General features: G+C 67.0%; 21 protein-coding genes and 3 tRNA genes. 8 read left to right on the forward strand and 16 right to left on the reverse strand.

Annotation, left to right across the window (positions count from 1 at the left end; translation table 11 throughout):
- Nucleotides 1-4 precede the first annotated feature (4 nt).
- Entirely contained in the window at nucleotides 5-604 is a 600-nt protein-coding gene (gene rpoE / locus ACE3OU_RS01960; RefSeq protein WP_374239852.1) for an RNA polymerase sigma factor RpoE, read from the reverse strand.
- A gap of 212 nt (nucleotides 605-816) precedes the next feature.
- On the opposite strand from rpoE, the gene nadB reads away from it, so the two are divergent.
- Nucleotides 817-2394: an L-aspartate oxidase gene (gene nadB / locus ACE3OU_RS01965; RefSeq protein ID WP_374239853.1), complete on the forward strand. Its 1578-nt coding sequence runs from the start codon at nucleotides 817-819 to the stop codon at nucleotides 2392-2394.
- 10 nt (nucleotides 2395-2404) lie between these two features.
- On the opposite strand, the gene ACE3OU_RS01970 is transcribed toward nadB, so the two are convergent.
- The 9 genes from ACE3OU_RS01970 to ACE3OU_RS02010 all read right to left on the reverse strand — a co-directional run bounded on the left by ACE3OU_RS01970 (nucleotide 2405) and on the right by ACE3OU_RS02010 (nucleotide 8896).
- Nucleotides 2405-2836, reverse strand: coding sequence for a protein YgfX (locus ACE3OU_RS01970; RefSeq protein ID WP_374239854.1), 432 nt, complete (start codon nucleotides 2834-2836; stop codon nucleotides 2405-2407).
- 27 nt (nucleotides 2837-2863) lie between these two features.
- Complete coding sequence (gene fabF / locus ACE3OU_RS01975; RefSeq protein WP_374239855.1) at nucleotides 2864-4099, reverse strand: beta-ketoacyl-ACP synthase II; 1236 nt, start codon at nucleotides 4097-4099, stop codon at nucleotides 2864-2866.
- Between the two features lie 18 nt (nucleotides 4100-4117).
- Nucleotides 4118-4357 (reverse strand): acyl carrier protein, encoded by a 240-nt coding sequence (acpP, locus tag ACE3OU_RS01980; RefSeq protein ID WP_079435598.1) that lies wholly within the window; start codon nucleotides 4355-4357, stop codon nucleotides 4118-4120.
- Nucleotides 4358-4444: 87 nt separating this feature from the next.
- Complete coding sequence (fabG, locus tag ACE3OU_RS01985) at nucleotides 4445-5194, reverse strand: 3-oxoacyl-ACP reductase FabG (protein ID WP_374239856.1); 750 nt, start codon at nucleotides 5192-5194, stop codon at nucleotides 4445-4447.
- A complete protein-coding gene (fabD, locus tag ACE3OU_RS01990; protein ID WP_374239857.1) occupies nucleotides 5191-6126 on the reverse strand; it encodes an ACP S-malonyltransferase in 936 nt (311 codons plus the stop codon). The genes fabG and fabD overlap by 4 nt, the downstream gene beginning before the upstream one ends.
- Before the next feature lie 35 nt (nucleotides 6127-6161).
- A complete protein-coding gene (locus ACE3OU_RS01995; RefSeq protein ID WP_374239858.1) occupies nucleotides 6162-7127 on the reverse strand; it encodes a beta-ketoacyl-ACP synthase III in 966 nt (321 codons plus the stop codon).
- Nucleotides 7124-8140, reverse strand: a complete 1017-nt coding sequence (plsX, locus tag ACE3OU_RS02000) for a phosphate acyltransferase PlsX (protein WP_374239859.1) — start codon at nucleotides 8138-8140, stop codon at nucleotides 7124-7126. The genes ACE3OU_RS01995 and plsX overlap by 4 nt, the downstream gene beginning before the upstream one ends.
- A 78-nt stretch (nucleotides 8141-8218) precedes the next feature.
- Nucleotides 8219-8398 (reverse strand): 50S ribosomal protein L32, encoded by a 180-nt coding sequence (gene rpmF / locus ACE3OU_RS02005; RefSeq protein WP_079435603.1) that lies wholly within the window; start codon nucleotides 8396-8398, stop codon nucleotides 8219-8221.
- A gap of 21 nt (nucleotides 8399-8419) precedes the next feature.
- The gene (locus ACE3OU_RS02010) at nucleotides 8420-8896 is read right to left on the reverse strand and encodes a DUF177 domain-containing protein (RefSeq protein ID WP_374239860.1); all 477 of its coding nucleotides are present in this window, start codon (nucleotides 8894-8896) and stop codon (nucleotides 8420-8422) included.
- Between the two features lie 106 nt (nucleotides 8897-9002).
- Between ACE3OU_RS02010 and ACE3OU_RS02015 the strand changes: the two genes are divergently transcribed.
- The gene (locus tag ACE3OU_RS02015) at nucleotides 9003-9578 is read left to right on the forward strand and encodes a nucleoside triphosphate pyrophosphatase (RefSeq protein WP_374239861.1); all 576 of its coding nucleotides are present in this window, start codon (nucleotides 9003-9005) and stop codon (nucleotides 9576-9578) included.
- Nucleotides 9578-10291 carry an SAM-dependent methyltransferase gene (locus ACE3OU_RS02020; protein ID WP_374239862.1) on the forward strand — a complete coding sequence of 238 codons (714 nt, stop codon included), beginning with the start codon at nucleotides 9578-9580 and terminating at the stop codon, nucleotides 10289-10291. The genes ACE3OU_RS02015 and ACE3OU_RS02020 overlap by 1 nt, the downstream gene beginning before the upstream one ends.
- Nucleotides 10292-10301: 10 nt before the next feature.
- Here ACE3OU_RS02020 and ACE3OU_RS02025 read toward each other — a convergent pair whose 3' ends face one another.
- From ACE3OU_RS02025 to ACE3OU_RS02040, 4 genes are read right to left on the reverse strand one after another with little or no spacing between them, the layout of a single operon-like run.
- Nucleotides 10302-11243 (reverse strand): S49 family peptidase, encoded by a 942-nt coding sequence (locus ACE3OU_RS02025; protein WP_374239863.1) that lies wholly within the window; start codon nucleotides 11241-11243, stop codon nucleotides 10302-10304.
- Nucleotides 11236-11571, reverse strand: a complete 336-nt coding sequence (locus ACE3OU_RS02030) for a Rieske (2Fe-2S) protein (RefSeq protein WP_374239864.1) — start codon at nucleotides 11569-11571, stop codon at nucleotides 11236-11238. The genes ACE3OU_RS02025 and ACE3OU_RS02030 overlap by 8 nt, the downstream gene beginning before the upstream one ends.
- Nucleotides 11568-12224 (reverse strand): HAD-IA family hydrolase, encoded by a 657-nt coding sequence (locus ACE3OU_RS02035; protein WP_374239865.1) that lies wholly within the window; start codon nucleotides 12222-12224, stop codon nucleotides 11568-11570. Before ACE3OU_RS02035 ends, ACE3OU_RS02030 begins: the two co-directional genes overlap by 4 nt.
- Nucleotides 12217-13173 carry an RluA family pseudouridine synthase gene (locus ACE3OU_RS02040; protein WP_374239866.1) on the reverse strand — a complete coding sequence of 319 codons (957 nt, stop codon included), beginning with the start codon at nucleotides 13171-13173 and terminating at the stop codon, nucleotides 12217-12219. The genes ACE3OU_RS02035 and ACE3OU_RS02040 overlap by 8 nt, the downstream gene beginning before the upstream one ends.
- A 577-nt stretch (nucleotides 13174-13750) precedes the next feature.
- Here ACE3OU_RS02040 and ACE3OU_RS02045 point away from each other — a divergent pair.
- Complete coding sequence (locus ACE3OU_RS02045) at nucleotides 13751-16708, forward strand: Rne/Rng family ribonuclease (RefSeq protein WP_374239867.1); 2958 nt, start codon at nucleotides 13751-13753, stop codon at nucleotides 16706-16708.
- Between the two features lie 96 nt (nucleotides 16709-16804).
- On the opposite strand, the gene ACE3OU_RS02050 is transcribed toward ACE3OU_RS02045, so the two are convergent.
- Together ACE3OU_RS02050 and uvrB are read right to left on the reverse strand one after the other, a co-directional pair.
- Nucleotides 16805-17299 (reverse strand): low molecular weight protein-tyrosine-phosphatase, encoded by a 495-nt coding sequence (locus ACE3OU_RS02050; protein ID WP_374240091.1) that lies wholly within the window; start codon nucleotides 17297-17299, stop codon nucleotides 16805-16807.
- A gap of 78 nt (nucleotides 17300-17377) precedes the next feature.
- The gene (gene uvrB, locus ACE3OU_RS02055) at nucleotides 17378-19447 is read right to left on the reverse strand and encodes an excinuclease ABC subunit UvrB (RefSeq protein WP_374239868.1); all 2070 of its coding nucleotides are present in this window, start codon (nucleotides 19445-19447) and stop codon (nucleotides 17378-17380) included.
- A 123-nt stretch (nucleotides 19448-19570) separates the two neighbouring features.
- Here uvrB and ACE3OU_RS02060 point away from each other — a divergent pair, with 123 nt between their 5' ends.
- From ACE3OU_RS02060 to ACE3OU_RS02075, 4 genes are all read left to right on the forward strand, one after another.
- Nucleotides 19571-20779, forward strand: a complete 1209-nt coding sequence (locus ACE3OU_RS02060; RefSeq protein WP_374239869.1) for an amino acid aminotransferase — start codon at nucleotides 19571-19573, stop codon at nucleotides 20777-20779.
- 217 nt (nucleotides 20780-20996) lie between these two features.
- A tRNA-Asn gene (locus ACE3OU_RS02065) sits at nucleotides 20997-21072 on the forward strand.
- Nucleotides 21073-21121: 49 nt separating this feature from the next.
- Nucleotides 21122-21197 (forward strand) — tRNA-Asn (locus tag ACE3OU_RS02070).
- A 51-nt stretch (nucleotides 21198-21248) separates the two neighbouring features.
- Nucleotides 21249-21324: transfer RNA gene (locus tag ACE3OU_RS02075), tRNA-Asn, on the forward strand.
- The last annotated feature ends 197 nt before the right edge of the window (nucleotides 21325-21521 follow it).

The following is a 21521-nucleotide window of genomic DNA, read 5'->3' on the forward strand; positions in this document are numbered from 1 at the left end:
CGTGTTACCACCTCTTGTTCGGAGCCGTGTCGAGCAACGGCTTGAGCTTCTCGGAAATGGCCTCGCGCGCACGGAAGATCCGCGAACGCACCGTACCTATCGGACAATCCATGATCGTGGCGATCTCGTCGTAGCTCAAACCTTCTATCTCCCGCAGCACGATCGCAGTCTTCAACTCTTCCGGCAGGGCTTCCATGGCCGAATTCACCGTATCCCCGATCTGCCGCGTCATCAGCAGCCGCTCGGGCGTATTGATGTCGCGAAGCTGGTCGCCATCCTCGAAGGTTTCAGCCTCCTCGGAATCGAAGTCGGTCGTCGTCGGTGCGCGCCGCCCCTGGGAAACGAGAAAGTTCTTCGCCGTGTTGATCCCTATCCGGTAAAGCCACGTATAGAAAGCACTATCCCCCCGAAAGGACGGCAAGGCGCGATACGCCTTGATGAAGGTCTCCTGAGCGACGTCCTCGACCTCGGCAGGATCCCTGATCAATCTCGACAGCAGGCGACCGAGCTTGCGCTGATACTTGGCAACCAACAGGCCAAAGGCCTGCTTGTCGCCGCGCTGGACGCGCTCGACCAACTGCTGGTCAACTTCACGATCACTCATGGTCGGGGCATCCACCTCCGTTATCGTGACCAGACTGGTCACCGACCGCGCAGTATACCCGAGAGACCACCAATGGCCGTCGAAGCACTCTTATTGACCAATGCACTTGCGCATAGTTCAGTCAGCAGAAGGGTTTTGCGAAATTCGGCACGCTCCGGTGCGCGTGCTATAGTCGCCGCTCACAATATCGCTCCCCGCGCGGAATTCCCGAAGTGACCGCTTTCGATGTACTGATCCTGGGCAGTGGTCTTGCTGGCCAATCGCTCGCCCTGCGCCTCGCTGACAAACTCAAGGTCGCCCTCGTCACCAAACGCAGCCTGGAGGACAGCGCCAGCGCCTGGGCCCAGGGCGGTATCGCCTCCGTACTCGACCCCAGCGACACGACCGAAGCCCACATCGCCGACACGCACACGGCCGGCGCCGGCCTGTGCGCAGAAAAGGCCACCCGCTTCGTCGTCGAAAACGGCCCCCGCGCCATCCGCTGGCTGATCGATCACGGCGTCCCGTTCACGCCGGACGCCAACTCGCCCATCGGCTACCACCTCACCCGCGAGGGCGGGCATAGCGCGCGACGCATCATCCACGCCGCCGACGCCACCGGCGCCGCCGTCCAGGCGACCCTCACCGAGCAGGTCCGGACCCACCCCAACATCGCGATCTTCGAGCAGCACATCGCCGTAGACCTCATCATCGGCCGCAAGATCGGCCGCCCCGATGAAGGCTGCCTCGGCGCCTACGTCCTCGACATCGCCAACGACGAAGTCCGCACCTTCACCGCACGCCACACGGTGCTGGCGACCGGCGGCGCGGGCAAGGTCTACCTGTACACCACCAACCCCGACACCGCCACCGGCGACGGGGTTGCGATGGCCTGGCGTGCCGGCTGCCGGGTGGCCAACATGGAGTTCATCCAGTTCCACCCCACCTGCCTGTACCACCCCCAGGCCAAGTCGTTCCTGATTTCCGAAGCCGTCCGCGGCGAAGGCGGCCTGCTGCGACGCCCCGACGGCAGCCGCTTCATGCCCGAGCACGACGCCCGCGCCGAACTCGCACCCCGCGACATCGTGGCCCGCGCCATCGACTTCGAGATGAAGAAGCACGGCCTCGACTGCGTCTTCCTCGACATCAGCCACAAGCCGGCCGACGAGCTCAAGGACCACTTCCCCAACATTCTGGCCCGCTGCCTCGAGCTGGGCATCGACATCACGCGCCAGCCGATTCCTGTCGTCCCGGCGGTGCACTTCTCGTGTGGCGGCGTCGTCACCGACCTGCGCGCACGGACCGACGTGGCCGGCCTGTATGCCATCGGTGAAACCGCCTGCACCGGCCTCCACGGCGCCAACCGCCTGGCCAGCAATTCGTTGCTGGAATGCCTGGTGTTCGGCGAAGCCGCCGCGGCCGACATCCTGGCCAATCCGCGCGCCCTCGCCACCGAGTTGCCGCAATGGGACGAAAGCCGGGTAACCGATGCCGACGAAGCCATCGTGATCTCCCACAACTGGGAGGAACTGCGACGCTTCATGTGGGATTACGTCGGGATCGTCCGCACCAACAAGCGCCTGCAGCGGGCCCAGCACCGGATTCGCCTGCTGGCCCGGGAGATCGACGAGTTCTACAGCCACTTCCGCGTCAGCAACGACCTGATCGAGCTGCGCAACCTCGTCGTGACGGCCGACCTCATCGTGCGCAGCGCACTCCAGCGCAAGGAGAGCCGCGGCCTGCACTTCAGCCGGGATTACCCGGAAACCCTGCCCAAGGCCCGCGACACCGTCCTGCGGCCGCGCCGCTGAAGCCGCGCCCCTAAGAGCGCGCCACCCCGGCCTCCGGCCGGGCCCGCAGGCGGGCCCACACCTGCAGATGCCGCCAGTCTGCGGGCGCCAGTTGGTCCTCCAGCAGCACCAGAACGCCTCGCCGCCTGCCTTGCCGCTCCCGCCAGGTCAGCCACAGCGCCTGACGCAGCACGACAGACGCTCCGTCCGCCAAAGCCTGGAGTTCGTCCTCACCGCCCGCCCGCAACACCAGGCCGCCATCGTCCCCGAGCCCCAGCATCATCGGCAAGCCGCGCCGCGCCCGCGCGATGCTGCGGAACAAGGACACGGCCACCAGCATCGCGGCCAGCTCCCCCAAAAGGCCGTCATCCAGACCGAGCAGAAACGAAAAGGCCGCCGCTAGATGCAGGGCCACCAGAAAGATGACCTGCAGCCGCGACGGCCTGACTTCAACGACGATCATCGCACGGCTTCCCGCGCCACGATAGCGTCAGAATTTCTTGAACACGAGCGTACCGTTGGTACCGCCAAAACCGAAGTTGTTCTTCAGCGCAAAATCGATCTTCATCGGGCGGGCGACGTTCGCACAGTAATCCAGATCACACTCCGGATCCTGCTCGAAGATGTTGATCGTCGGCGGCGACACCTGATGATGGACCGCCAGCACCGTAAATACCGACTCCAGACCGCCGGCGCCACCCAGCAGATGACCCGTCATCGACTTGGTGGAGTTGACCACCAGCGACTTCGCGACATCCGCACCAAAAGCGAGCTTGATCGCTTCGGTTTCGTTCTTGTCGCCGAGGGGGGTCGAGGTGCCGTGGGCGTTGAGGTAATGCACCTGATCCGGATTGATGCCCGCGTTCCGCATCGCCGAGACCATGCTGCGACGGGGTCCGTCGGTATCGGGGGCCGTCATGTGGTAAGCGTCGCCGCTCATGCCGAAGCCGGAGAGCTCGGCGTAGATGCGCGCACCGCGCTTGACCGCATGCTCGTACTCCTCGAGCACCAGCACGCCGGCACCTTCACCGAGCACAAAGCCGTCGCGATCCTTGTCCCATGGCCGACTGGCAGTGGCCGGGTCGTCATTGCGGGTGGACAGCGCCTTCGCCGAAGCAAAGCCGCCCACCGCCAACGGCGTGACCGAAGATTCACTCCCGCCGCAAACCATCACGTCCGCATCGCCGTATTCGATCATGCGGGCGCTCATGCCGATCGCGTGCAGGCCCGTTGTACAGGCCGTCACCACCGCGATGTTCGGCCCCTTCAGGCCAAGCATGATCGACAGGTTGCCGGAGATCATGTTGATGATCGTGCCGGGAATGAAGAAGGGAGAGATCTTGCGAGCCCCACCGGCGAGGAAATCGTCGTGGGTATCCTCGATCATCGGCAGGCCACCGATGCCCGAACCGATATTGACACCGATCCGGTCGGCATTGGCCTCGGTCACTTCGAGGCCGGAATCACGGAACGCCTGGATGCCCGCAGCGAGGCCGTAATGGATGAACTTATCCATGCGGCGCGCTTCTTTCGGGGAAAGATAGGCCCCAACGTCGAAGTTCCTCACCTCGCCGGCGATCTTCACCGGAAAGGCAGTGGTATCGAAGCGGGTTATCTCGCCGATGCCGGAACGGCCATTGGTAATGGCGTCCCAGGCCTCAGCCACGGTATTGCCGACCGGCGAAATTGCGCCTAGGCCGGTTACGACGACTCTGCGACGGGTCAAGGCAGGGCTCCGGGAGTCTTACTTCTTGAGGTGAGCGGTGACGTAGTCGATCGCTTGCTGCACGCTGGTGATCTTCTCGGCCTCTTCGTCGGGGATCTCGCACTCGAATTCTTCTTCGAGGGCCATCACCAGCTCGACGGTGTCGAGGGAGTCGGCGCCGAGGTCGTCCACGAAGGAGGACTCGTTCTTGATTTCGGATTCGTTGACACCGAGTTGTTCGGCAACGATTTTCTTGACGCGCTGTTCGATATTTTCCATGTAAATACTCCTTCGCTGATTGAGCGGGGTGAATTCAAAACCCCTGCATTCTACCAAAAACGCGCACCCTCGCCAGTGGGACGAGATTTACGCCATGTACATGCCGCCGTTGACGTGCAGGGTGGCGCCCGTCACGTAGGCCGCTGCCGGAGTGGCGAGGAAACCCACCACGGCCGCGATTTCTTCGGGCTTGCCGAGACGACCCAGCGCGATCTTGCCCTGCAGGGCCTCGCGCTGCGCGTCGGGCAATTCCTTGGTCATGTCCGTGTCGATGAAGCCCGGCGCGACGCAATTGACCGTGATGTTGCGGCTGCCGAGCTCCTGGGCCAGCGCACGGCTCATGCCCGCCACGCCGGCCTTGGCCGCTGCGTAGTTGGCCTGGCCCGGGTTGCCGGAGCTTCCCACCACCGACGTGATGTTGATGATGCGGCCGGTACGCGCCTTCATCATGCCGCGCATGACCAGCTTGGACATCCGGAACACCGACTTGAGGTTGGTGTCGAGCACGTCGTCCCACTCGGCATCCTTCATCCGCATAGCGAGGTTATCCCGGGTGATCCCGGCATTATTGACGAGGATCGTTACAGCACCGAGACTTTTTTCGATATCGCCGAGGGCCGCCTCGCAAGCCGCCGCGTCGGTCACGTCGAGAGCCAGGCCACGCCCGGCGATCCCGGCGGCGTCGAGGCCGGCCTGGATGTCGGCTGCGCCCTTGTCGGACGTTGCGGTGCCCACGACAGTCGCCCCCAGCCGCCCCAGCTCGAGGGCGATGGCGCGACCGATGCCACGGGAAGCGCCGGTGACCAGCGCCACCTGACCTTGCAGAACCTGGCTCATGCGGCCTCCGTCGTCTTGAGGATTTCTTCGAGGCTGGCCGCATCGGCGATCGCGGCGCCCTGCAGGCTGCCTTCGATGCGCTTGGTCATGCCGGCCAGCACCTTGCCCGGGCCGCACTCGAACACATGGGTGGCACCACGGCGGGCGATCTCCTGGACCGTCTCGATCCAGCGGACCGGCGAATAGGCCTGCCGCACCAGGGCGTCCTTGATGCGCGCCGGATCGGTCTCGACCGCCACGTCCACGTTGTTGAGGACGGGAATTGCCGGCACGCGCACCTCGATTTCGGCCAGACGCTGCTGCAGCCGCTCGGCGGCCGGCTTCATCAGGGCACAGTGGAAGGGCGCGCTCACCGGCAGCAGCACCGCGCGCTTGGCACCACGGGCCTTGGCCGCAACCATCGCCCGCTCGACCGCCGCCCGGGCGCCGGCGATGACGATCTGACCCGGGGAGTTCAGGTTGGCGGCCGAGACGACCTCACCCTGGGCCGCTTCGGCACAGGCTTCGACCGTGGCGGCCTCGTCGAGGCCGAGCAGCGCCGCCATGGCACCCTCGCCCTGGGGCACGGCTTCCTGCATGGCCTGGGCGCGCAGACGCACCAGCTTGACGGCTTCCTGGAAGTCCAGGGCGCCGGCAACCACCAGCGCGGAATATTCACCGAGGCTGTGGCCGGCCACCAGGGACGGCTGGACGCCGCCCCGGGCGATCCATTCGCGGTACACGGCGACGCCGGCAGTCAGCATCAGCGGCTGGGTATTGACCGTCTGGGCCAGCACTTCGGCGGGGCCGTCGGCCACCATCTGCCAGAGGTCCTCGCCCAGCGCCTCGGAGGCCTCGGCGAAGGCCTGGCGGATCACCGCCGACTCACCGTAAGCGGCCATCATGCCGACGGACTGGGAACCCTGCCCCGGAAACACAAACGCGAAATTCATCGTCGCCTACCCTTCAATGGCTGTGACTGGATTGATCAGAACTCGAGCAGCGCGGCGCCCCAGGTGAAGCCGCCGCCGACTCCCTCGAGGAGAATCTTGTGGCCCCGCTGGATGCGTCCGTCGCGGACGGCCAGGTCGAGGGCCAGCGGAATCGACGCCGCCGAGGTGTTGCCGTGCTGGCCCACCGTGGCAATGACCTTCTCGGGCGGCACGCCGAGGCGCTTGCCCGTGGCCTGGATGATGCGGATGTTGGCCTGGTGGGGAATCAGCCAATCGACGTCGTCGATGCCGAGGCCGGCAGCCCCCATCACCTCGCGGGCCACATCGGCCAGCACCTTGACCGCGAACTTGAAGACGGCCTGCCCGTCCATGCGCAGGAAGGGGTCGCCGACCACCTCGCCGCGGTTGATCTGACCGGGCACGGCCAGGATGGGGTTGTGGCTGCCGTCGGCATGCAGGGCCGTGGCGAGGATGCCCGGCCGCTCGCTGGCCTCGAGCACCACCGCGCCGGCGCCGTCGCCAAAGAGCACGCAGGTGCCACGATCCTTCCAGTCGAGGATGCGCGAGAACACCTCGGCCCCCACCACCAGCGCGCGCCTGTGGCTGCCGGAGCGGATGAACTTCTCGGCGGTGGCGAGCGCGTAGGCGAAGCCGGTGCACACCGCCTGCAGGTCGAAGGCGGCGCCGCCGTTGGCAATGCCCAGGCGGGCCTGGAGCAGCGCCGCGGTGCTCGGGAAGATATAGTCGGGCGTGGACGTGGCGACGATGATCAGGTCGATGTCGGCGGGCTGCACCCCGGCCGCCTCGATGGCACGCCGGCTCGCCTCGTAGGCCAGCTCGCTCGCGGTGACCTCCGGCTCGGCCAGGTGGCGCTGGCTGATGCCGGTACGTTCGACGATCCATTCGTCCGAGGTGTCTATCCCCCGCGCCACCAGGTCATTGTTGGTAACGGGCTTGCCGGGCAGGAAGCTCCCCGTCCCGGCCACACGAGCGTGAATCATGCCTCGGACCTCTCACGTTCCATCATGCGTTCGCTGATTCGATCGATGAGGCGGTTGCGCGCCGCTTCGGCCGCCCGCCAGATCGCCTGTTCAAATGCAAAGACATCCGCCGAGCCGTGGCTCTTGACCACCACCCCGCGCAAGCCCAGCAGGGCCGCGCCGTTGTAGCGCCGGGAATCGACGCGGCGCTTGAAGCCCTTGAGGGCCGACATCGCAAAGAGCGCCGCCAGCTTGGTGAGCCAGTTGCGCGAGAACTGCTCGCGCAGGAAGGTCGCCACCATCTGGGCCAGGCCTTCGGAGGTCTTGAGGGCGACGTTGCCGACGAAGCCGTCGCAGACGACCACATCGACGGTGCCCTTGTAGATGTCATCCCCTTCCACGTTGCCGTAGAAGTTGAGGCCGCTGTTGCGGAGCAACTCGCCGGCCTGCTTGACGATCTCGTTGCCCTTGATGTCCTCTTCGCCGATGTTGAGCAGCCCGACGCTGGGGCGCTCGTTGTGCTCCACGGCGGCCACCAGCATCGCCCCCATGATGCCGAACTGCAGCAGGTGCTCCGGGGAGCAATCGACGTTGGCGCCGAGGTCGAGCATGTGGGTCTGGCCGCGCATCGACGGCAGCGTGCTGCAGATCGCCGGGCGGTCGATACCGGGAAGGGTCTTCAGGACGAAGCGGGAGATCGCCATCAGCGCGCCGGTATTGCCGGCGGACACCGCGGCCTGGGCCTCCCCTTCCTTGACGAGATTGACCGCCACGCGCATCGAGGAGTCTTTTTTGTTGCGCATGGCGAGCGCGGGCGGCTCATCCATGGCAACGACCTCGGAAGCCCGCTGAAGGCGCAGGCGCTCTCCGAACTCGGCGAGGGCCGTGCCGATGTGCGGCTCGATGGCTTCCGGACGACCAACCAGCACGATGCGGGTGTCGCGGTCGGCGCGCAGAAAATCCAGGGCGGCGGGAACGGTCACCGAAGGGCCGTGATCGCCCCCCATGCAATCAATGGCGAGCGTGACAGTCATTCGGCGCGAACATAGGAAATTTTTATAAAAACGGCGCGATCACCCCGGGGGTGTCGCGCCGCTTCCCGACCGGGAGAATTACTCGCCCTTGGCCTTGGCAACCTTCTTGCCACGGTAGACGCCGGAGGGCGACACGTGGTGACGCAGGTGCACTTCGCCGGTGGTCGGCTCGACGGCCAGCGGAGGGGCAACCAGGAAATCGTGCGAACGGTGCATACCGCGCTTGGACGGGGACTTCTTGTTCTGTTGGACAGCCATGAAAAACTCCTTGAGGAATACTTAAACCTTGCCGCGCAACTGGCGCAGTACGGCGAAGGGTGATGTCTCTTCATCTACGCCGGCCTTCACAGGCGGCTCGCAATCATCGTGACGCGGCACGAGCGGCAAGGCAAGCAGCACCTCGTCCTCCACCAGCGCGAGCAGATCGGTCAGCGGCTCCACCTCGAGGGCGTCCACCGCGTCGTTCTCCAGCTCATCCTCCGGCAACGGATCGCCGGGACGGAGGAGCAGCAGACGATTCTGCACATCGCAAGGCCACTTCAGGCCCTCGAGACAACGCTGGCATTCCAGCACCAGACCCGCCTGGATGTGCAGATCGACATAGAGCTTGCCCTCGTCGTCACGCTCACCCTGGAACGAAAACACCACCGTACCGGACGGCTCCAGCACCGACCCGGCCAGACGACCGAGCCTCGACACCGGCGCTTCGCCTTGTACGAGACGTCCGTCCCTGGCGAGTGCGCGCAGGTCGATCACGAAGCTTTCTTGCGACATAAGCGCGGCATGATATTATTTTCGGCTTCCCCTGTCAAAACCCTTCGACGCTTCCGCGGCCATCTTCTGGCCCATGGCGTCCGCCCCCATGAAACTCGTCCTCGCCTCCACCTCGGCTTACCGCCGGGAGCTCCTGCAGCGCTTCGACCTGCCCTTCGACGTCGCCCGCCCGGACATCGACGAAACCCCGCTGCCCGGCGAAACGCCCCAGGCCACCGCCGAGCGCCTGGCCGTCGAGAAGGCCCGCGCCGTGGCGGGCCAGTTCGAGGACGCGCTGATCATCGGCAGCGACCAGGTGGCCCACATGGGCGACACCCGCTTCGGCAAGCCGGGCACCGTCGAGCGCGCCATCGCGCAGCTCCAGGCCATGAGCGGCCGCACGGTGATCTTCCACACCGCGCTGGCCGTGCTCAACACCCGCAGCGGCCACGTGCAGCTCGACGCCGTCCCCACCCAGGTGCGCTTCCGCACGCTCGGCGACGACGAGATCGTGCGCTATGTAAACAAGGAGCGTCCCCTCGACTGCGCCGGCAGCGCCAAATCCGAAGGGCTGGGCATCACCCTGCTCGACGCCCTCTCCGGCGACGACCCCAACGCCCTGGTCGGCCTGCCGCTGATCGCGCTGGCCCGCATGCTGCGTAACGAAGGCATCGCGCTCCCCTGATGGCCGCCGGCACCCTTTACCTCATCCCGGTCAGCCTGGGCCCCGCCGGCACCGGCCTGACGACCCCCGCCGACGTGGCCACGCGGGCGCGCAGCCTCGGTTATTTCGTGGTCGAGAACGCCAAGACCGCGCGCGCCGAACTCAAGCGCCTCGAGCACCCGGCGCCGCTGCGCGAGCTCGACATTCGCGAACTGCCCGAAAAACCCGGCACAGCCGACCTCGACGCCCTGCTCGCCCCGGTCCTGGCCGGCCAGGACGCCGGGCTGATGTCCGAAGCCGGCTGCCCGGCGGTGGCCGACCCGGGCGCCCTGCTCGTCCGCCGTGCCCACGAGAAGGGCGTCAAGGTCGTTCCGCTGGTCGGCCCGTCGTCGCTGCTGCTGGCGCTGATGGCCTCCGGCCTCAACGGCCAGAGCTTCGCTTTCCACGGCTACCTGCCGGTGGACGAGGAAGCCCGCAAGCGCCGCATCCGCGAGCTCGAGGCCGAATCGGCGCGCCATGCGCGCACCCAGCTGTTCATCGAGACGCCCTACCGCAACGACCGCATGTTCGAGGCCCTGAAGGCCACCTGCGACCCCGAGACCCGGCTGTGCGTGGCCCGCGACCTGACCACCGCCGACGAATGGATCGCCACCCGGCGGATCGCCGACTGGAAGAAGACCAGCGCTCCCGACCTCTCCAAGCGTCCGACGGTGTTCCTGCTCCTCGCCGGCTGAGGCGCGGCGCTCAGCGCAGCGGGCTGCCCGCCAGCACGCTCGCCGCCCGCTCGGCCATGCCGGCGCCGAAGCGCTGGGCAAAACGCTCGGCCAGGTTCTGCTTCTGGGTGTAGTCGCGGATGTTCTCGGCCTTGATCACATCCCGCGCCACCGAATCCACCGTCCCGAAACCGTCGGCCAGGCCCATCTCGACGCTCTTCGCGCCGGACCACATCAAGCCCGAGAACATCTCGGGCGTCTCTTTGAGCCGCCCGCCGCGACCCTTGCGCACCGTGTCGACGAACTGGGCATGGATCTCCTGGAGCATCAGTTTGGCGTGCTCCAGCTGCTTCGGCTGCTGGGGCGAGAAGGGATCGAGGAAGCCCTTGTTCTCACCGGCGGTCAGCAGGCGGCGCTCGATGCCCAGCCGCTCCATCAGCCCGGCAAAGCCGAAGCCGTCCATCAGCACGCCGATCGAACCGACGATGCTCGCCTTGTCCACGAAGATCCGGTCGGCCACCGCCGCCACGTAGTAGCCGCCCGAGGCGCAGATATCCTCCACCACCGCGAACACCGGCACCTGCGGGTGCAGCGTGCGCAGGCGCACGATCTCGTCGCTGATGATGCCCGCCTGCACGGGGCTGCCGCCGGGGCTGTTGATGCGCAGCACGACCCCCTGGGTGCCCGCGTCGGCGAAGGCCGCCTGCAGCGAGGCCACCACGTGCTCGGCGCTGACCTCGCCCTTCGCGGCGATCTCGCCCTCCAGGCTGATCAGGGCGGTGTGACGCCCCCCCTCCAGCTGCTCGACCTCGCCGAAACCGCCAAAGATCCACAGCGCCGTCGCCACGCAGGCCAGCGTGGTGAGCCGGAAGAACACGCTCCAGCGCCGCCGCCGCCGCTGCTCCGCCAGGGTCTCCAGCGCCAGCCGCTCGAGCACCTGGCGCTCCCAGCCTTCATCCCTGCCTTCAGTCATTGTCGTCCTTCAAGAAAACACCGCCGTCCCGTTCGATGACCGCCACGGGCTCCAGCCGGGCACCCCGGCACGGCCCCTCGACACAATAACCGCTCCCGGGCACATACATCGCACCATGGGTGGCGCAGATCAGAAAATCGCCGGACGCATCGAAGAAGCGCCCGGGCAGCCAGTCGAGCTCGATGGGCACATGGGCGCAGCGGTTGATGTACGCATGCACCCGGCCACCGTGGCGCACCACGAAGGCCGGCAGCTCCGCATCGCCCCGCTGCACCATGAAGCGCACACCGTCGCCGCCGTCCTGCAGGGCCGCGGAGGTGCAGATCATGCATGGGCCTCGAGCCAGCCGCGCAGCTCGGCCGGCGTATGCACGCAGGCCAGCGGCGCCTCGGCCAGCAGCTGGTCCACCGGATGGGCGCCGAAGCTCACCGCCAGGCCCGCCACACCGGCGTTCCTGGCCATCAGCAGGTCGTGGGTGGTGTCGCCGATCATCAGGCAGGCGTCGGCCATCACGCCGAGCTCGTCCATCAGCTCGTGGAGCATCGCCGGGTGCGGCTTCGAGAAGCACTCGTCGGCACAGCGGGTGGCGTGGAAATACGCCCCCAGCCCGGAATGCCCCAGCGCCCGGTTCAAGCCCTGGCGGCTTTTGCCCGTCGCCACCGCCAGCAGGTAGCCGGCGGCGTGGAGCGAGGCGATCAGCTCGACGGCGCCCTCGAACAGGGTCAGCTCGTGGTCGGTGGCCAGAAAATGGTGACGATAGCGCTCGACCATCTTGGGGTAATCATGCGGCGCCAGCTCGGGCACCGCGTGGCGCAGCGCGTCCTGCAGGCCCAGCCCGATCACGTGGCGGGCCCGCGCGTCCGGCGGCACCGGCAGCCCCAGGTCGGCGCTTGCGGCCTGGATGGCCCGCACGATCGCCGCGGCGGAGTCCATCAGGGTGCCATCCCAGTCAAAGACGATCAGCTCGAAACGCTTAGCCATATTCCCTCTCCTCGTTCTGTTCCACGCTCGCCACAAACGCTTCGAGCTCCGCCGGCAGCGGCGACTCGAGCTCGATCTCCCGATCCGTGAGCGGATGCCGGAAGGCAAGCTTTGCCGCGTGCAGGAACATGCGCTTCAGGCCGGCCTTCTCGAGCTGCTTGTTGAGGGCGAAGTCACCGTACTTGTCGTCGCCGAACAGTGGGAAGCCCGAATGGCTGAGGTGCACCCGGATCTGATGGGTGCGCCCGGTCTTGAGCTCCACCTCCACCAGGCTGCAGGTCTGCCAGCGCCGGACGAGCCGCACGATGCTGTGGGCCGGCTTGCCGTCGCGGCTCACGCTCACCCGGCGCTCGCCGTCTTCGGTGAGATATTTGTGCAGCGCCAGCTTGATGTGCTGCTGCAGGTTGAGCCAGCGCCCCGCCACCAGGGTCAGGTAGCGCTTGTGCACGCGCCCCTCGCGCATCATGTCGTGGAGCACGGTGAGGGCGCTGCGCTTCTTCGCGACCATGAGCAGGCCGGAGGTCTCCCGGTCGAGGCGGTGGACCAGCTCGAGGAACTTCGCCTCCGGGCGCTGGCGGCGCAGTTGCTCGATGACGCCGAAGCTCACCCCGCTGCCGCCATGCACGGCCAGCCCGGCCGGCTTGTCGAGCACCAGCAGGGCGTCGTCCTCGAAGACGATGTCGAAGGGCTTGCCCACCGGCACCGGCGGCGCGTCGGGCTTGTCGGCCAGGCGGATCGGCGGGATGCGCAGCTCGTCGCCCTCCTGCAGGCGGTAGGTCTGGGCCACGCGCTTGCTGTTCACGCGCACCTCGCCACTGCGCAGGATGCGGTAGATGTGGCTCTTCGGCACGCCCTTGCAGACGCGCACCAGGAAATTGTCGATCCGCTGACCGGCACTGCCGTCATCCACGCGAACATGGGTAACGGCGGGAGCTTTACTCAAGGCCATCTTTTTGAAATATACTGTTTAGCGGTTTTTCGGTTCTGCTGCGTCGTGCACGCCTCATCCGGTGTTGTTCTGAGATTCGACACCCGGCCGCGCCGCGCCAGAGCGACTCAACGCTGAGGCCCCAAAGTCTGGGCCGCACCCGGCGCCACATCCAGCCCATCCAGCGTGTAACCCGCTCCCGAAAAGCCACAGGAAGGTCCGTCGCCAGACAAAAAGAGGGCGATGGTACTGTATTCGACACTAAACTTGTACCAATTGCGCACTAGCGCACACGCAGATTGACGGCCCTGAAACCGGGGGCCGCGAAGACTCCAGGCAAGCAGGCCCGAGGTCGCGAGGGGAGCGTTCCGTACCGGAAGTACGGCCTCCCTGATCCGCGAGACCAGGCGACGCAGCCCGCCCTTCGCAGCCTCCCAGCGATCATCGCGGTTCAGGGTGCCATAGACGAAACCCGCCACCCGTTTTAGTTTGATTCCCCTCGATGAAGGACAGTCGCGACAACGCCAAACTAAGTCACCGCAGTTAAGCGGGTGGCGCGCTTCGTCCTGCCCGTGTGCCGCGCGGGAGAAAAAGACGAATGAAGCGCATGCTCTTCAATGCGACGCAGGCCGAGGAACTCCGCGTTGCCATTGTCGACGGTCAGAAGCTGATCGATCTCGACATTGAGTCGGCCGCCAAGGAACAACGCAAGAGCAACATCTACAAAGCCGTCATCACGCGCATCGAGCCCAGCCTCGAAGCCGCGTTCGTTGACTATGGCGCCGAGCGCCACGGCTTCCTGCCGTTCAAGGAAATCTCCCGCTCCTACTTTCAGCCCGGTGTCGAGGCCAGCCGCGCCACCATCAAGGAAGCCCTGCGCGAAGGCCAGGAGCTGATCGTCCAGGTCGAGAAGGACGAGCGCGGCAACAAGGGCGCCGCCCTCACCACCTTCGTCTCGCTGGCCGGCCGCTACCTGGTGCTGATGCCCAACAACCCACGTGGCGGTGGCGTGTCCCGCCGCGTCGAGGGCGACGAGCGCGCCGAACTGCGCGACGTCATGGACCAGCTCGAAGTGCCCGGCGGCATGAGCCTGATCGCCCGCACCGCCGCCATCGGCCGCAACGCCGAAGAGCTGCAGTGGGACCTCAACTACCTCCTGCAGCTGTGGCGCGCCATCGACGGCGCCGCCCAGGCCCAGGACGGCGCCTTCCTGATCTACCAGGAGGGCAGCCTCGTCATCCGCGCCATCCGCGACTACTTCCAGCCCGACATCGGCGAGATCCTCATCGACACCGACGACGTCTATGAGCAGGCGCGCCAGTTCATGGCCCACGTGATGCCGCAGAACGTCAACCGCGTGAAGCGCTACCACGACGACGTCCCGCTGTTCTCGCGCTTCCAGATCGAGCACCAGATCGAATCGGCCTACTCGCGCCAGGTCAGCCTGCCCTCCGGCGGCGCCATCGTGATCGACCACACCGAGGCCCTGGTCTCCGTGGACGTGAACTCCGGCCGCGCCACCCGCGGCGCCGACATCGAGGAAACCGCCTTCAAGACCAACTGCGAAGCCGCCGACGAAGTGGCCCGCCAGCTGCGTCTGCGCGACCTCGGCGGCCTGATCGTCATCGACTTCATCGACATGGAGTCGCAAAAGAACCAGCGCGAGGTCGAGAACCGCCTGCGCGACGCCCTGCGCTACGACCGCGCCCGCGTACAGACCGGCAAGATCAGCCGCTTCGGCCTGCTCGAGCTGTCCCGCCAGCGCCTGCGCCCGGCCCTCGCCGAGACCAGCTACATCCCCTGCCCGCGCTGCAACGGCACCGGCCACATCCGCAGCACCGAATCCTCGGCCCTGCACATCCTGCGCATCCTCGAAGAGGAGGCCATGAAGGACAACACCGGCGCCCTGCACTGCCAGGTCCCGGTGGATGTCGCCACCTTCCTGCTCAATGAGAAGCGTGACGACATCGCCAAGATCGAGCTGCGCCACAAGGTCGGCCTGGTGCTGATCCCCAACCGCCACCTCGAGACGCCGCAGCACGAGATCGTCCGCCTGCGCCACGACCAGCTCAACCAGGACGACAGCAGCATCCCCAGCTACCGGATGGCCATCAAGCCGGTCAGCGAGGACTACACCCCGCCGTCGGCCAACACCGATCGCCCGGCCCGCCAGGAAGCCGCGGTCAAGGGCATCACTCCCGACCAGCCGGCGCCGGTCTTCGAACCCAAGGCAACCCCGGCACCGGCTCCGGTGCCCGAGAGCCAGCCCGGCCTGCTGGCCCGCATCTTCGCCTTCTTCCGCGGCGAGAAGCAGCCCGCGCCGGCCCCGGTGGTGGCCCAGCCCGAGGAGCCCCCGCGCCGCGAAGCCCGCCCGCGCAACGACCGCAGCCGCCGCGACGGTGGCCGTGGCGGCCGGCGTGACGGCCAGCGCGAGGAGCGTGGCGAACGCGCCGAGCGCCCGGAACGCGCTGAACGTCCCGAGCGCGGCGAAGGCCGTGACAACCGCGAAGCCCGCGACAACAACCGCAACCCCGACGCAAACGGCGAGCAGCGCGAGAAGCGCCCCCGCGGCGAGCGCCAGGAACGCGGCGAACGCACCGAGCGGGGCGAACGCCCGGAGCGCGGCGAACAGCGCGGCCGTAACCGCAACGCCGCCAAGCCCGCCGACGCAGAAGGCGTGGCCGCCAGCGCCGAGCAGCTGACCGCCGTTGCCGCCACTGCCGCCGTCGCCGTCGCCAGCGCCGTGGTGGCCGACGAAGCCACCGCTGCCCCCGGCGCCGAAGGCGAAGCCGGTGCCGAACGCAGCCGCCGCAGCCGTCGCGGCCGCCGTGGTGGTCGTCGCAACGAGGAAGGCAACACCAGCGAAGGCAGCGCCCAGGCCGAACTCGAGATCGGCGAACAGCCCAGCCCGGCCGCAGAAGCTGCCGAAGCTGCGCCGGTCGCCGCCCAGGTCGAAGCCGCCGCGGTCGTCGACACCGTGGCCGTGACGCCGGCTGCCGAAGCGCCCGAGGTCGCAGCCGCTGCAGCCGTCGTCGAGGCACCGGCCGCCGCACCTGAGGTCACGACCGCGGTGGCCGCTGAAGCCACCGAGCCGGCAGCCAAGCCCGATCTCATCGAGCAGGCCGTCGAAGCCGCCCGCCAGGTCGCCGCCGAACCGGCCCCGGTGGCGCAGGCCGCAGCCGAGGAGGCTCCGGTGGTGGTCGAGACCGCTCCGATCGTCGAAGCCGCTCCGGCGGCTGCCGAAGCCAGCGTCGCCGAGGCCGCTCCGGTCCCCGTCGAGGTGGCACCAGCCAGCGAAGCGCCCGTCCCCGTGGAAGCGCCGGTCGCCGAAGCCCCGGTCGTGGCCGAAGCCGCCCCGGCACCGAGCGCACCGGTCGATCTGTCCACGGCGCTGGTCGACAGTGGCCTCGTGATGATCGAGACCCGCCCCGAAGCCGTCCAGGCCTACCAGCCCGAGGCGCCGGCCGAACAGCCCGCCCAGCCCCGCCGCCGTCGCCGTGCCGCGGCACCGGTCGTGGATGAGCCGCTGATCCAGGTGGAAACCGGCCAGAAGTAACAGCGCCGCCCATCGGCAAAAAGGCCAGCCCTCACGGGCTGGCCTTCTTTTTTTGGCTTCGGCCAACGGGCCGTGGCAACCCAGCCGCGGGGACGCTCAGACCGCCGATCGGCGGCGGCGCTCCACCTCCGGCCGGATCTCCTCGAGCAGGCCCTGGACGGCCTCCTCGCACAGGTCGAGCACCGCGTCGAAACCCTTCGCTCCTCCGTAATAGGGGTCGGGCACGTCGTCGCGGGAGACCCGCGGCGCAAAGCTCAGGAACATCCGGACCTTGTGGCGGGAGCCCTCCGGCGCCTTGTCGCGCAGGTAGTGAAAATGGTCGCGGTCCATCGCCAGCAGCAGATCGAACTCGGCAAAATCCCTGGGCTCGACCTTGCGCGCCCGGAGCCGCGACAGATCGTAGCCGCGCCGCTGTGCCGCCGTCTGGCTGCGCGGGTCGGGCGACTCGCCCACATGATGACCGCTGATCCCCGCGGACTCGACGTGCACCTGTCCCTCGAGGCCGGACATGGCGATCCAGCGCCGCGCAACCCCCTCGGCGGTCGGCGACCGGCAGATGTTGCCGGTACAGACAAACAGTATTTTCATTATCGGAACCCCTCCTGCCTTCAATTTAAGCAGGCGGCGGGCCGAACGTACAAGGGTCAGCACCAATTTGGACAGCTCCCTTCAGGCATCGGGTTGGGCGGGCACATCGTGGGCATCGGCCCCGAAAGCTTGCTGGCGCAGACGGAACAGCTTGTCCCGGGCCGCGGCGGCCTTCTCGAATTCGAGGTTGCGGGCATGCTCCTGCATCTCCTTCTCGAGCTGGCGGATGGTTTTCGCCAGGGCCTTTTCGTCGAGCGTGGCATAGTCGGCGCCGGCCTCGGCCACGCCCTCGGCGCGCTCCGACGACGCATCATAGACGCCATCGATGATGTCCTTGATGCGCTTTGTCACGGACTTCGGCGTGATGCCGTTGGCCGCGTTGAAGGCCAGCTGCCTGGCGCGACGGCGTTCGGTCTCGCCGATGGCGGCCTTCATCGAATCGGTGATCCGGTCGGCGTAGAGGATCGCGGTGCCGTGGAGGTGGCGGGCAGCCCGGCCGATGGTCTGGATCAGCGAACGCTCGGAGCGCAGGAAACCCTCCTTGTCCGCGTCGAGGATCGCCACCAGCGAGACCTCGGGGATGTCGAGGCCCTCCCGCAGCAGGTTGATGCCCACCAGCACGTCGAACTCACCCAGGCGCAGGTCGCGGATGATCTCGACCCGCTCCACGGTGTCGATGTCGGAGTGCAGGTAGCGCACCCGGATGCCGTTCTCGGCCAGGTACTCGGTGAGGTCCTCGGCCATCCGCTTGGTGAGCACCGTGACGAGGATGCGCTCGTGGGCGTCGAGGCGCTGCTTGATCTCGCCGAGCAGATCGTCTACTTGCGTGGACGCCGGCTTGACCACGATGATCGGGTCTACCAGACCCGTGGGCCGCACCACCTGCTCCACCACCTGGCCCTGGTGCTCCTTCTCGTAGGCCGCCGGGGTGGCCGACACGAACACCGTCTGGGGCAGCAGGCGCTCGAACTCCTCGAACTTGAGGGGCCGGTTGTCCAGCGCCGACGGCAGGCGGAAGCCGTACTCGACGAGGTTCTCCTTGCGCGAGCGGTCTCCCTTGTACATCGCCCCCACCTGCCCGATCGACACGTGGGATTCGTCGATGAACATCAGGCCGTCCTTGGGCAGGTAGTCGATCAACGTCGGCGGCGCCTCGCCCGGGCTGCGCCCCGACAGGTGCCGCGAGTAGTTCTCGATGCCCTTGCAGAAGCCCAGCTCGCCCAGCATCTCGAGGTCGAAGCGGGTGCGCTGCTCGATGCGCTGGGCCTCGACCAGCTTGCCGGCCTTCTGGAAGACCTCGATGCGCTCCCGCAGCTCCTCCTTGATGCCCTCGATGGCCTTCAGCACCGTCGCCCGCGGCGTCACGTAGTGGCTGGACGGGAAAACCGTGAAGCGCACGATCTTCTGCTTGAGGTGGCCGGTGAGCGGGTCGAACAGCGTGAGGTGCTCGATCTCGTCGTCGAACATCTCGATGCGCAGCGCGTGCTCGGCGCTTTCGGCCGGGAACACGTCGATCACGTCGCCCCGCACCCGGAAGGTGCCGCGCCGGAAGTCGATGTCGGCCCGGTCGTACTGCATCGCCACCAGGCGCTGCACCAGGTCGCGGTGGGCGACGCGCTCACCCTCGCGCAGGTGCAGCACCATCGCGTGGTAGTCGGCCGGGTCGCCGATGCCGTAGATGCACGACACCGAGGCCACGATCACCACGTCGCGCCGCTCCATCAGGCTCTTGGTGGCCGACAGGCGCATCTGCTCGATGTGCTCGTTGATCGCCGAATCCTTCTCGATGAAGAGATCCCGCGACGGCACGTAGGCCTCCGGCTGGTAGTAGTCGTAGTAGCTCACGAAGTATTCCACCGCGTTCTCGGGGAAGAACTCGCGAAACTCGGCGTACAGCTGGGCCGCCAGGGTCTTGTTGTGGGCCAGCACCAGGGCCGGGCGGCCGCAGCGGGCGATGACGTTGGCCATCGTGTAGGTCTTGCCCGAGCCCGTCACGCCCAGCAGCGTCTGGAACATCAGGCCATCCTCGATGCCCTCGACGAGCTGCCGGATCGCCTCCGGCTGGTCGCCGCCGGGCGGAAAGGGCTGGTGGAGCCGGAACGGGCTCCCCTCGAAAACCGCCACGCGCCCGCTACCTGATTGATCGGCCATGATAATATTTTCGTCTTGAGTCAATCGGCGCTGCCCGCCTCGGTTCCCGGGGCAGACAACTTCGCATTATCACCCAGCGGCCGCGCTCCTGCGCACCGCTCCTTCGCCCCCAATGGAGAATCCATGAGCTCTTCGATCTTTGCTGCGGTGGAAATGGCCCCCCGCGATCCGATTCTTGGCCTGAATGAAGCCTTCAACGCGGATAGCCGCAGCACCAAGGTCAACCTGGGCGTTGGCGTCTACTTCGACGACAACGGCAAGATCCCCCTGCTCGGCGCCGTGCGCACCGCCGAAAAGGCCCGCCTCGAAGCCGCCCCCCCGCGCGGCTACCAGCCCATCGAAGGCCCGGTCGCCTACAACAGCGCCGTGCAGAACCTGCTCTTCGGCGCCGACAGCGCCATCATCCGTGACGGCCGCGTCGTCACCGCCCAGGCCCTCGGCGGCACCGGTGCCCTCAAGATCGGCGGCGACCTGATCAAGCGCATCGTCCCGGGCGCCACCGTGTACATCTCCGACCCGAGCTGGGAGAACCACCGCGCCCTGTTCGAGGCCGCCGGCTTCCCGGTCGAGAACTACCCCTACTACGACCCGGCCACCCGCGGCGCCAACGCCGAGGCGATGATCGCCAAGCTGAACACCCTGCCGGCCGGCTCGGTGATCGTGCTGCACGCCTGCTGCCACAACCCCACCGGCGCCGACCTCACCGAAGCCCAGTGGGCCGAAGTGGTCAAGGCCTGTGCCAGCCGCGGCCTGATCCCCTTCCTCGACATGGCTTACCAGGGCTTCGCCGACGGCATCGAGCCCGACGCCGTGGCGGTCAACCTGTTCGCCGCCTCGGGCCTGTCCTTCTTCGTGTCCAGCTCCTTCTCCAAGAGCTTCTCGCTGTACGGCGAGCGCGTCGGCGCCCTGTCCATCGTCACCCAGAACAAGGACGAATCGGCCCGCGTGCTGTCGCAACTGAAGCGCGTGATCCGCACCAACTACTCCAACCCGCCGATCCACGGCGGCGCCATCGTGTCGGCCGTGCTGTCCACCCCGGCCCTGCGCGCCGAGTGGGAAGCCGAGCTCGCCGGCATGCGTGACCGCATCCGCGCGATGCGCACCGGCCTCGTCGACAAGCTGGCCGCCCGCAACATCGACCAGGACTTCTCCTTCGTCATCAAGCAGCGCGGCATGTTCTCGTACACCGGCCTCACCGCCGCCCAGGTCGAGCGCATGAAGGAAGAGTTCGGCATCTACGCCGTCAGCACCGGCCGCATCTGCCTGGCTGCCCTCAACACCAAGAACCTCGACTACGTCGCCGACGCCATCGCCGCCGTCGTCAAGGGCTAAGCCAGCACCGCAGCACTCCATCCAGGCCGCTGCCGGGTTTCCGGCGGCGGCTTTTTTTACGCCCTCACGCCAGCCCTGCGGTGCACCAGCCGGCGGACTCACGGGCCCACAAGCACAACTCGCGCCTCCTCCCCAGCCTCTCCTGACCTCCCCCATAAGGCGAAAACAAAAAACCCTTGACACCCCACACGCCAGCCACTATATTGCGCGCCTCTGTTCCTCGATAGCTCAGTCGGTAGAGCGCCGGACTGTTAATCCGTAGGTCCCTGGTTCGAGCCCAGGTCGAGGAGCCAGAATAATTTTCGGTGATGTGTTCAAAAGAGCGCACGACCAACCCTTAGTTCCTCGATAGCTCAGTCGGTAGAGCGCCGGACTGTTAATCCGTAGGTCCCTGGTTCGAGCCCAGGTCGAGGAGCCAAACAATTTGCGGTGACGTGTTTTGCAAAAACACGTGGCCAGATCCGTCAGATCCTCGATAGCTCAGTCGGTAGAGCGCCGGACTGTTAATCCGTAGGTCCCTGGTTCGAGCCCAGGTCGAGGAGCCAAGACAACAAAAAAGCCAATCCGCGAGGGTTGGCTTTTTTGTTGTCTGGTCGATTGCTGGTCCGGAGTTTTCGATGCCGGGCACGGGATCGCGCATCCAGGCGCGGCCGCTCAGCCGCCCTCGCCCAATGCGCCGCGAGGGGCGCCCCAGCAGCTCGTCACGCCACGAACCCGGTTCCGCAGCCCTTGCGGCGCGACG

Source organism: Zoogloea sp. (assembly GCF_041908905.1).
Classification (GTDB): domain Bacteria; phylum Pseudomonadota; class Gammaproteobacteria; order Burkholderiales; family Rhodocyclaceae; genus Zoogloea.